At 66.8% G+C, this 10,945-nt stretch carries 9 protein-coding genes; 2 read left to right on the forward strand and 7 right to left on the reverse strand.

Annotated features, from left to right (window positions below):
- Nucleotides 1-3: 3 nt before the first annotated feature.
- Nucleotides 4-1,605: a phosphoethanolamine--lipid A transferase gene (locus tag VFE83_RS12010; protein WP_324906389.1), complete on the reverse strand. Its 1,602-nt coding sequence runs from the start codon at nt 1,603-1,605 to the stop codon at nt 4-6.
- A gap of 80 nt (nt 1,606-1,685) precedes the next feature.
- Nucleotides 1,686-2,498, reverse strand: a complete 813-nt coding sequence (locus VFE83_RS12015; RefSeq protein ID WP_324906391.1) for a phosphatase PAP2 family protein — start codon at nt 2,496-2,498, stop codon at nt 1,686-1,688.
- Between the two features lie 225 nt (nt 2,499-2,723).
- On the opposite strand from VFE83_RS12015, the gene VFE83_RS12020 reads away from it, so the two are divergent.
- Entirely contained in the window at nt 2,724-3,440 is a 717-nt protein-coding gene (locus VFE83_RS12020; RefSeq protein ID WP_324906393.1) for a response regulator transcription factor, read from the forward strand.
- A complete protein-coding gene (locus VFE83_RS12025; protein WP_324906395.1) occupies nt 3,427-4,701 on the forward strand; it encodes a HAMP domain-containing sensor histidine kinase in 1,275 nt (424 codons plus the stop codon). Before VFE83_RS12020 ends, VFE83_RS12025 begins: the two co-directional genes overlap by 14 nt.
- Before the next feature lie 136 nt (nt 4,702-4,837).
- Here VFE83_RS12025 and pnp read toward each other — a convergent pair whose 3' ends face one another.
- From pnp to infB, 5 genes are all read right to left on the reverse strand, one after another.
- Nucleotides 4,838-6,946 carry a polyribonucleotide nucleotidyltransferase gene (pnp, locus tag VFE83_RS12030; RefSeq protein ID WP_324906397.1) on the reverse strand — a complete coding sequence of 703 codons (2,109 nt, stop codon included), beginning with the start codon at nt 6,944-6,946 and terminating at the stop codon, nt 4,838-4,840.
- 226 nt (nt 6,947-7,172) lie between these two features.
- Nucleotides 7,173-7,433: a 30S ribosomal protein S15 gene (gene rpsO, locus VFE83_RS12035; protein WP_115840657.1), complete on the reverse strand. Its 261-nt coding sequence runs from the start codon at nt 7,431-7,433 to the stop codon at nt 7,173-7,175.
- A gap of 196 nt (nt 7,434-7,629) precedes the next feature.
- The gene (gene truB / locus VFE83_RS12040) at nt 7,630-8,583 is read right to left on the reverse strand and encodes a tRNA pseudouridine(55) synthase TruB (protein WP_324906402.1); all 954 of its coding nucleotides are present in this window, start codon (nt 8,581-8,583) and stop codon (nt 7,630-7,632) included.
- A 143-nt stretch (nt 8,584-8,726) separates the two neighbouring features.
- Complete coding sequence (gene rbfA / locus VFE83_RS12045; protein ID WP_324906404.1) at nt 8,727-9,098, reverse strand: 30S ribosome-binding factor RbfA; 372 nt, start codon at nt 9,096-9,098, stop codon at nt 8,727-8,729.
- 111 nt (nt 9,099-9,209) lie between these two features.
- On the reverse strand, nt 9,210-10,945 hold a 1,736-nt coding region (gene infB, locus VFE83_RS12050), incomplete at its 5' end, for a translation initiation factor IF-2 (RefSeq protein WP_324906406.1).

Here is a 10,945-nt window from a genome sequence, read left to right on the forward strand (position 1 = left end):
TCATCAGCCCGGCGCCGTGCATCGTGCGAACAGATCGAGCGCAGCGTCGTAGGCCGACGTACGCACCTGCATCAGTCCAAGTACGGAGTGGAACAGGTTGTCCTGGCTGGCCGGCGCATCGCTTTCGCGCTTCATGCAATCGAGGTCCACGCCGCGATCTGCCGCGAAACCAGGCGACAGCCACGCCACCATCGGCACGTGTGTCTGCGTCTCCGGTGCGATTGCGTATGGAACACCGTGGAGGAACAGCCCGTTCTCGCCCAGCGATTCGCCGTGATCCGAGAGGTAGATCATCGCGGTGTCGCGCCCCGGTTGCGCGGCGAGGAAGCGGATTGTGCGCGCCAGGAAATCATCCGTGTAAAGCACCGAGTTGTCGTACGAGTCGACGATCTGATCGCGCGTGCAGTCGCCCAGATCGGTGCTGTCGCAGGTCGGCGTGAACCGGCGTAACCGCGCCGGATAGCGCTTGAAGTAGCTGGGCCCGTGGCTGCCGAGCTGGTGCAGCACGACCACCATGTCGCCCGGATGCTGCGCGACCGCTTCGGCGAGGCCATGCAGCATCACCTCGTCCAGGCAGCCCTCCGCGGTGCAGGCCTGCGGATCGCGCGCATGCTCGAACGACTCGAACGGCAGGCCGCTACACACGCCCTTGCAGCCGGTCTGGTTGTCGCGCCACAACGTGGCGATGCCGGCGTGATCGAGCACGTGCAGCAGCGATTCGGAATGCTCGATGCGGTCCTTGTCGTAATGCGCGCGGCCGTAGGGCGAGAACATGCAGGGCACCGATACTTCCGTCGCCGATCCGCACGAGGTGACGTGGCTGAAATTGATCGGCCCGATGCGTCGTAGCTCCGGCGTGGTCTGGCGTTCGTAACCGTTGAGACCCCAGTTCTGTGCTCGCGCCGTCTCGCCCACCACCAACACCAGTAGGCGCGGTTTCGCACCCGGCATGCGAGCGGCGACGGCTGCGTCGCGTCCGATCGGCTCGCGCGGCCTGTGCGATGCCGCACGATCGTGGTGCCACACCCGTGCCAGCGAGACGATGTAGTTGCCCGGCGTGATCAGATGACGCAGTTCCTTGTGGTTGCGCATCAGCGCGGACAGGTCCTGGAACGATGCCAGCGTCGCGCCCAGCGCCACGATCACGGCCAGGGCGATGCATCCGATCCGCACCATCAGCGCTCGGCCCAGCGGTCGCGGGACCAGGCGCACGCGCCATACCGCGATCGATGGCAGCACGCCCAGCACCAGCAGGCTTGGCAGCATGCCCAGCGAGAGCAGTTCGCCGGATTCCTTGCCGTCGGTGTGCAGGATGTTGCGGATCATGTCCGCGTCCAGATACACCGTGTACTCGCGCATGTAGTGAGCCGCCACCGCGGTGACCAGCAGCAGGACTGTGAGGACGGGCTTGGCCGTTCGCCGGGTCAGCAGCAGACATAGCAGCAGCATGTTGAGCGCAACGATCATCACCAGCAGGCTCAGTGCGGTCGCAGCACCGCGCAGTCCATGCAGGGATCCTGTGGCCGCGACGGCGTGAAAGAACGCGCCGTTGCAGAACAGCGTGAGGAACACGGCAGCGCACAACGCCAGCCGTTCCACGCTCATGCGCGGACGCGCTGCAGCCCATCGCCCAAGCCGATCCCACTGTGTGCCCGGTGCCGTTGCCGACGCGGTCGCGACCGAGTTCATGCCGCACCTCCGGTGCTTCGTCCGAAGCCGGCGGCCTGCCAGCGGGACTGCACCAGTCGGCGACGGAACAGTCCGAAACACAGCAGCGCATCGCCCCAGCAGATGGCCGCAGTGATGAGGTCATGCGAGAGGAAATGCGCGCCGCGAAGTTGCTGCGAGACGCCGAAAAGAAGGCCTAGCGCGATCCCCGCCGCAAGCCCCCACCAGCGCCACTGCGGTCGCACGACGGCAAGGAAGAAGTACAGCGCCAGCCACGCGTATCCGCCGCTCGCGTGTCCAGCCGGAAAGCACGAGCCACGTTCGAGCCCGATCGGACGCAATTGCCACAGTCCCACGTATGGGCGATCGCCTCCATAGCGCAGCAGGTCCCACGGGCAGTCCATGTTCGACCATGACTTCATCCAGGCCACGCACGCCATCGACAACGCAGTGGCCGTGAGCAGGTATGCAAGCGGCGCGCGCCAGTGTTCGCGGCCGGGTCGGTGCGTGAGGATCCACGCAACCAGCACCGACAACCACAGCGCGATGTCCATATCCCGGCCGGCCTTGTGGATCAGCTGGTCGGTGACGAACGCGTCGCGCAACGCCCAATGGCCTCCTTCGAACGCGTACATCCTGTCTGCCAGCCACTGGTCGCCACCGAGGCCCATCGTGAGCACCAGCAGCGCGCTCAGGGCGATGAACGGCAGCCACGCATGCATGACGAGAAACCGTGGATCGCCGATCGGCAGCGACGATGCGGATGACGGCGGCGGAACACGCGTGGGGAACTCGGCAGGCATCGCCTGCAGCTGGAAGCTGTTGCGCATCGGGATCGAAGTGCACTGCGTCGGACGGGAACGGCGCGCATGGTCGGCAGCGCGCTGTCGGAAGCGGGTCGGAGGAAGATTCGCCGAGCGTTAATCGCCGGTCCCGGACAGATTCCGTACAGCTTCCGGGGCGCGTATCTTCGTCACGTTCCGACATGGTTCCCACGTACGGACATCGACAATGGCCGGCGGCGCCGCTGCGCCGTTCTGCGAGGATGGATCGCGATGCGCGTGCTGGTGGTGGAAGACAACCGCAACCTGGTGGCCAACCTGTTCGAGTACTTCGAGGCGCGCGGGCATGTGCTCGATGCGGCGCCCGACGGCCCCACGGGCCTGCACCTGGCGATCACGCAGGTCTACGACGTCGTGGTGCTCGACTGGATGCTGCCGCGCATGGACGGACGCGAGGTGCTCAGCCGCCTGCGCGAGGCCGGCCGTGACGTGCCGGTCCTGATGCTCACCGCACGCGACGAACTGCCCGACAAGATCGCCGGGTTCCGCGCCGGCGCCGACGACTACCTCACCAAGCCCTTCCACCTGCCTGAACTGGAAGTCCGCCTCGAAGCGCTGGTGTCGCGCGCCACTGGGCGCGGGCGCTCGCGCGTGCTGCAGGTCGCCGACCTGCGCCTGGACATGACGACGCTGGAAGCGACGCGCGGCGGAAAATCGGTGCATCTGTATCCGGCGTGCCGCAAGCTGCTGGAGGTGCTGATCCAGGCCAGCCCCGCGGCGGTCACGCGCGAGCGGCTCGAGCACGCGCTGTGGGGCGACGACCCGCCCGACGGAGACATGCTCCGCTCGCACATCTACGAGCTGCGGCGCAGCGTCGACGGCCCGTTCCCGGTGAAGCTGATCCAGACGCTGCCGCGCGTCGGCTACCGCATCGCCGATCCTGCCGCCACGCCCACGCCGCACGCGGAGATCGCCGATGGCGAGGACTAGATCCGGGCTGGGCCGCCGCATCCTGCTGGGCATGCTCGGCTACGTGGTGGTGCTGACCGCCGCCGTCGTGGTGCACGGTTACGTCGTCAACGAGCACGCCGAGCAACTGGTGTGGCAGACGTTGCTCGATTCGGAGATGGACCATCTGCTTGAGCTGCGCGAGCGCGATCCGGATTTCCACTGGGCCAACACGCGTTCCATCGCGCTGTATGACGGTCGCAATCCCGCCGTCATCCCCGGACCGCTGCGTGGACTTGCCCCCGGAGTGCACGACGAACTGGTGGTGGATGGCGTGGAGCGCGTGGTGCTGGTCCGCGAGGTCGATGGCCGGCCGCTGATCCTGGCGCTGGACATCACCGACCTGGAACAGCGCGAATTCGACATGAGCCTGACCATCGGCGGCTCGGCATTGACCATGATCGTGCTGCTAGCCGTGGCCATCGGCTGGAGCGTGAACCGTCTGGTGAAGCCACTGCGCGACGTGGCGCAGGACATCGGGCGGCTGCGCCCGGACCATCCCGGCCAGCGCATCGAAGTGCCGGAAAGCGCCAGCGCGGAAATCGAAGTCATCGCCGATGCACTCAACGATTACCTGCAGCGCAACGACCGCTTCGTCGAACGCGAGCGCGTCTTCATCGACAGCGCCAGCCACGAGCTGCGCACGCCCGTCGCGGTGATTGCCGGCGCGGCGGAAATCGCATTGCAGCAGCCGCAGTTGCCCGATGCGGCACGTGGGCAACTGGTGCGCATCCACCGGACATCGCGCGAGGTGGAGCAACTCATCTCGCTGCTGCTGGTGCTGGCCAAGGATCCCGCCCGGCTGGCGCGTTCCAGCGATCGGGTCGAACTGGAGCAGCTGATTCCGGAGATCGTCGACGACCATCGCCACCTCACCCGCGACAAGGACCTCCAACTGGAAGTGGCGTCCATGGCGCCATGCGAGATCGTCGCGCCGCTGCCGATCGTGCAGGCGGCCATCGGCAACCTGCTGCGCAACGCCATCGAGCACTCCGATCGCGGCCGCATCGGCATCAGGCTGGAGGCGCCGGCGACGGTGGTGATCGACGATCCCGGCCATGGCATGACGCCGGAAGAAATCAGCGCGATCTATGCGAAGGTGGCCCGCGGCGGAGGCGGCCGGGACGGCGGCGGCATCGGCCTGGACCTGATCTCGCGCCTGTGCGAGCACCTGGGCTGGCACCTCGACATCGCATCGCACCAGGGACGCGGCACGACGACGACGCTGCGTTTCAAGACATAAGGTCAGGCGTCGGGCTGCTCGACCCGTCACTGCGGCGCAATGGAGCGTTCGCAACAGCGACTTCCATCCAGAAGACAGGCAAAGAAAAAGCGGGCCTAAGCCCGCTTTTTCGTGTCCAGCGACGAGCCCGCGCGACTTACTCGGCCGCGACGCCCTCGCCTTCCTCGACGGCCTTCATCGACAGGCGGATACGGCCCTGCTTGTCGACTTCCAGCACCTTGACCTTCACGGTGTCGCCTTCCTTCAGCTTGTCCGACACCTTCTCGACGCGTTCGCTGGAGATCTGCGAGACGTGCACCAGGCCGTCCTTGCCCGGCAGGATGGTCACGAACGCACCGAAGTCCATGATCTTGGCGACCTTGCCTTCGTAGATGCGGCCCGGCTCGACGTCCGAGGTGATCTGCTCGATGCGCGACTTGGCGGCCTGTGCGGCAGCGGCATTGACCGAGGCGATGACGATGGTGCCGTCGTCTTGGATGTCGATCTGCGTACCGGTTTCCTTGGTGATGGCCTGGATGGTCGAACCGCCCTTGCCGATCACTTCGCGGATCTTGTCCGGATGGATCTTCATCGTCAGCAGGCGCGGCGCGTATTCGCTCAGCTCGCTGCGCGGCGCGTTGATGGCCTTGGCCATCTCGCCGAGGATGTGCAGGCGGCCTTCCTTCGCCTGGGCGAGGGCGACCTTCATGATCTCTTCGGTGATGCCCTGGATCTTGATGTCCATCTGCAGGGCGCTGATGCCGTCCTTCGAGCCGGCCACCTTGAAGTCCATGTCGCCCAGGTGGTCTTCGTCACCCAGGATGTCCGACAGGACGACGAAGTTGTCGCCTTCCTTCACCAGGCCCATCGCGATGCCCGCGACCGGCGACTTGACCGGCACGCCGGCGTCCATCAGGGCCAGCGAGGAACCGCACACCGAAGCCATCGACGAGGAACCGTTCGACTCGGTGATCTCCGACACCACGCGGATCGTGTACGGGAACTCTTCCAGCGTCGGCATCGTGGCGAGCACGCCGCGCTTGGCGAGGCGGCCGTGGCCGATTTCGCGACGCTTCGGCGCGCCGAAGCGGCCGGTCTCGCCCACCGAGTACGGCGGGAAGTTGTAATGGAACAGGAAGTTTTCCTTGTACTCGCCCGACACGGCATCGATGATCTGGCCGTCGCGCGCGGTGCCCAGCGTGGTGACCACGATGGCCTGGGTCTCGCCGCGGGTGAACAGCGCCGAGCCGTGGGTACGCGGCAGCACGCCGATCTTGCACTCGATCGGGCGCACGGTGGTCAGGTCGCGGCCGTCGATGCGGACCTTGGTGCTCAGCACCGAATCGCGCATCGTGCGGTATTCCAGATCGCCGAATTCCTTGGCGTATTCGGCCTGCAGCCAACCAGCGGCCTCGGCGCGACCGGCGAGTTGCTCCCAGGTGTCCTTGCGGATGGCACCGATGGCTTCGCGGCGCTCGGCCTTGTTGCGGATCTGGTAGGCCTGCGCCAGCGGTGCGGCGGCGATCTCGACGATGGCGGCGATCAGCGCGTCGTTCTTGGCCGGAGCCACCCAGGCCGACGGCTTGGTGCCGGCTTCGACGGTCAGCTCGTTGATCGCGTTGATGACCTTCTGCATCTCGCGGTGGCCGAACATCACCGCGCCCAGCATCACGTCTTCCGACAGCATCTTCGCTTCGGACTCGACCATCAGCACGGCGTTGGAGGTACCGGCGACGACCAGTTCCAGGTCGGAATCGGCCAGCTCGGTGGCGGTCGGGTTGAGGATGTACTGGCCGTTCTTGTAGCCGACCTTGGCGGCACCGATCGGACCCTGGAACGGCGTGCCGGCCAGCGCCAGCGCGGCCGAGGCGCCGATCAGCGCCGGAATGTCGCCGTCGATTTCCGGATTCAGCGACATCACCGTCGCGATGATCTGGACTTCGTTCTTGTATTCCTCGGGGAACAGCGGGCGGATCGGGCGGTCGATCAGGCGCGAGATCAGCGTTTCCTTCTCGGTCGGACGGCCTTCACGCTTGAAGAAGCCACCCGGGATGCGGCCACCGGCGTAGAACTTTTCCTGGTAGTCGACCGTCAGCGGGAAGAAGTCCTGCCCTTCGCGCGCGCTCTTGGCGGCGACGGCCGACACCAGCACCACGGTGTCGTCCATCTTGACGATGACGGCGCCGCTGGCCTGGCGCGCGATTTCGCCGGTTTCCAGCGTCACCGTGTGGTTGCCGTACTGGAAGGTCTTGGTGATTTTTGCCACGTTGGAATTCCTGGTTCTGGATACGTTCCGTGCGGGGCCCCTGCCCTGCCCGGTCGATGGCGCGGGCGCCATCTGAGTGCGTTGTCATCCCGAACGGAGTGAGGGATGGGTTTTTCGTCCCGGAACCGCCGAAGACGCTGCCTTCGGAAAACCGGTCCCTCGCTTCGCTCGGGATGACGCCCGAAAAAAACCGCGGCGCATCGCTGCGCCGCGGTCGGTATTGCTTTTAACGACGCAGACCGAGTTTCTCGATCAGGGCCTTGTAGCGCTCGTTGTCCTTGCGCTTGAGGTAGTCGAGCAGGCTGCGGCGACGGTTGACCATCTGCAGCAGGCCACGACGGCTGTGATGATCCTGCTTGTGAACCTTGAAGTGCCCGGTGAGCTGCTCGATGCGGGCGGTCAGCAGGGCGACCTGGACTTCCGGAGAGCCGGTGTCGTTGGCGCCGCGCTTGTTGTCTTCGATGATCTTGCTGGTGTCGATGGACATCGTATTGCCTCGTAGATGCGTGGCCTGCAGAAGCGAATCGATCGCGGAATGCACCGCGCCGACGCACCGCCTGGCCCGCCGTTTTCAGAAAGGAGTACTGCGAAGGAATGCTGAAGTGCTTGAAAAGCGGCGAAATTGTAACAGCCTGCCCCGGCGAATGCGACCCGCTCGGGCGCCCGCGGGCCGGTCCAACGCTTCATCCCGCCTGGGGAGCGGCCTGTTCAGCCAGGGGATTCGCGGCCCAGCGGAAGAGCCGCTGCGGTGCCAGGCGCGAACCCCGCCGCTGCCCCAGCCCAAGGCACGGACCCGATCGCGCGAATACCGCCACCAGCCCGTCCTCGCCGGGTTCGCAGTGCACGGACTGCCCCTGGCCCAGGCGCCGGGCGGCGTCGGAGTCCAGTTCCACCCGGCCAAAGGGGCTCAGACCTTCCTCGATCGGCAGCAGGCAGGCATCCAGCGCGGACTCGCCTTCCGCAGCTGCCAATTCGCGCAGTTCGTCCAGCGAGAACATGCGCGGTGCCCGGAACGGGTCGACCCACAGGCGGCGCAGCGTCGCCACGTGGGCGCCGCACCCGAGCGCCTCGCCCAGGTCCCGGACCAGACTGCGTACATACGTACCCGAGCCGCACTCGACGTGCAGCCGCAGGCGCGGTCCGTCCTGATCGAGCAGATCGAAGCGATGCACGACGACATCGCGTTCCGGCGCCTCGATGGATTCACCCCGCCGGGCCTTGGCGTAGAGGGGTTCACCGCCCTGCTTCAGGGCCGAGAAGATCGGCGCACGCTGGCGGATGGTCCCGCGCAGGGGCGCCAGCGCCGCTTCGATGGTAGCTGCGTCCAACGAGGGAACCGGACGCTCCAGCAGGGCCAGGCCGTCGGCATCGTCGCTGTCGGTGGTCAGGCCCAGCACCGCGGTGGTCTCGTAGGCCTTGGCCGAACCCAGCAGCAAGCCGGCGATCTTGGTGGCCTCGCCGAAACACACCGGGAGCAGTCCGGTCGCCAGCGGATCGAGGCTGCCGGTGTGGCCGCCCTTCTCCGCGCGAAACAGATGGCGCGCCTGCTGCAGCGCCTGGTTCGAGCTGAGCCCGTGCGGCTTGTCGAGCAGCAGGATGCCGTCGAGCGGGCGGAAGCGCGTCTTTGGCTTGGTCATGGATCGTCCGCTGAAGGGCCGCCGGGCTGGCATGCGTCCGTCAAGCACGCACGTCGGGGCGACCGGATCGGTCGCCAGGCGGAATGTTGCTCCGTCCCCGGTCCGCCGCAAAGCGGCGACGGCCGGGATGCGGCACATCCGGCTTACTCGTCGGAGCCGTCGTCGCGCGGGGCCGGGGCGTCGCGCAGCAGGTTGCCGATGCGCTCGCCGCGATCGACTGAGTCGTCGTAGTGGAAATGCAGCTCCGGCACGTGACGCATCTTCACCGCGCGGCCGAGCTGGAAACGCAACTCGGGCGCAAGTTCCTTGAGCGCCTTCACGGCCTCCTTGGACCGCTCAGGCAGCAGCGCGGTGACGAACACCTTCGCGTGCGCGAGATCGCGCGTGACTTCGACGTCGGAGACGCTGACGGACGGCAGGCCGTGCTCGCGCACGGCCTGGTGCACCAGCGTGCCCAGCTCGCGGCGGAGCTGGGCGGAGACGCGATCGGTGCGGTGGAACGATTTGCTTGGCATGGTCCGGAACCTTCTCGTTCGGGACCAGGGACCGGGGGCCGGGGACCCGTGAACAGCAGTGGTGCTGTCGACTCACGGGGCCCGGGTCCCCTGTCCCGGGTCCCGGTGTCGTCACAGCGTGCGCTGGACCTCGACGCGTTCGAAGCACTCGATCTGGTCGCCCGGCTTCACGTCGTTGTAGGCCTTCACGCCGATACCGCACTCGGTACCGCTGCGCACCTCGTCGACGTTCTCCTTGAAGCGGCGCAGCGATTCCAGCTCGCCCTCGAAGATCACGGCGTTGTCGCGCAGCACGCGGATCGGCTTGTTCCGCTTGACCACGCCCTCCACGACCATGCAGCCCGCGACCGCGCCGAACTTGGAGCTGCGGAACACGTCGCGGACCTCGGCGGTGCCGATGATCTCTTCGCGGATCTCGACGCCCAGGATGCCCGAGGCCACCTGCTTCACCTGGTCGATCACGTCATAGATGATCGAGAAGTAACGCAGGTCGAGGCCGTTGGCTTCGATCACCTTGCGCGCCGACGCGTCGGCACGGACGTTGAAGCCGATGATCGTCGCCTTCGCGGTCAGCGCGGCGTTGGCGTCGGATTCGGTGATGCCGCCCACGCCGGAGCTGATCACATTGATGCGGATCTGGTCGTTGGACAGCGACGTCAGCGACTGGCGCAGCGCCTCCACCGAACCCTGCACGTCGGCCTTGACGACGAGGTTGAGGCTCAGCTGGCCCTCGCCCTTGCCCATCTGGGCCATGATGTCTTCCATGCGGTTGCCGGCGGCGGCGACCAGGCGCGACTCGCGGCGCTTGGCATCACGCTGCTGCGCGACGTCCTTGGCCAGGCGCTCGTCGTCGACCACCACGAAGTCGTCGCCCGCGTCGGGTACGCCGGAAAGGCCCAGCACCTGCACCGGGATCGACGGGCCCGCGCTGTCGACCTGCTTGCCGTTCTCGTCGAACAGCGCACGCACGCGGCCGTACTGCACGCCGCACACCAGATAGTCGCCCTTCTTGAGTTCGCCCTGCTGCACCAGCACGGTCGCAACCGGACCGCGGCCCTTGTCGAGCGCGGATTCGATGACGGTACCGGTGGCACGGCCGGTCGGCACGGCACGCAGTTCGAGCACTTCGGCCTGCAGCGAAATCGCGTCGAGCAGGTCGTCGACGCCGAGGCCGGTCTTGGCCGACAGCTCCACCATCTGCGTATCGCCGCCGAAGTCTTCGGCCACGATGTCCTCGGCGAGCAGGTCGTTCTTGACGCGGCCCGGATCGGCGTCGGACTTGTCGATCTTGTTGATCGCCACGATCAGCGGCACGCCGGCCGCCTTCGCGTGCTGGATGGCCTCGCGGGTCTGCGGCATGACGCCGTCGTCGGCGGCCACCACCAGCACCACGATGTCGGTGAGCTTGGCGCCGCGCGCGCGCATCGAGGTGAACGCCGCATGGCCCGGGGTGTCGAGGAAGCTGATGACACCCTTGGGCGTTTCGACGTGATACGCACCGATGTGCTGCGTGATGCCGCCGGCTTCGCCGGAGGCCACCTTGGTGCGGCGGATGTAGTCGAGCAGCGAGGTCTTGCCGTGGTCGACGTGGCCCATGATGGTCACGACCGGCGGGCGCCCCGTCATCTCGCCCGGCGTGTCCTCCTCGACCTCCGACTCCTCGGCGGCGAGGTACTCCTCCTCGCGCACAGCCTGGAAACCGAACTCGCTCGCGATCAGCTCGATCTGGTCGAAGTCGAGGCGCTGGTTGATCGTCACCATCAGCCCCAGGTTCTTCAGCGCGAAGCCGACGATCTGGGTGGGCGAGACATTGAGGCTCTGCGCGAGCTCGCTGACCGTGATGAACT

Source organism: Lysobacter sp., from assembly GCF_035655815.1.
Classification (GTDB): domain Bacteria; phylum Pseudomonadota; class Gammaproteobacteria; order Xanthomonadales; family Xanthomonadaceae; genus Lysobacter_J.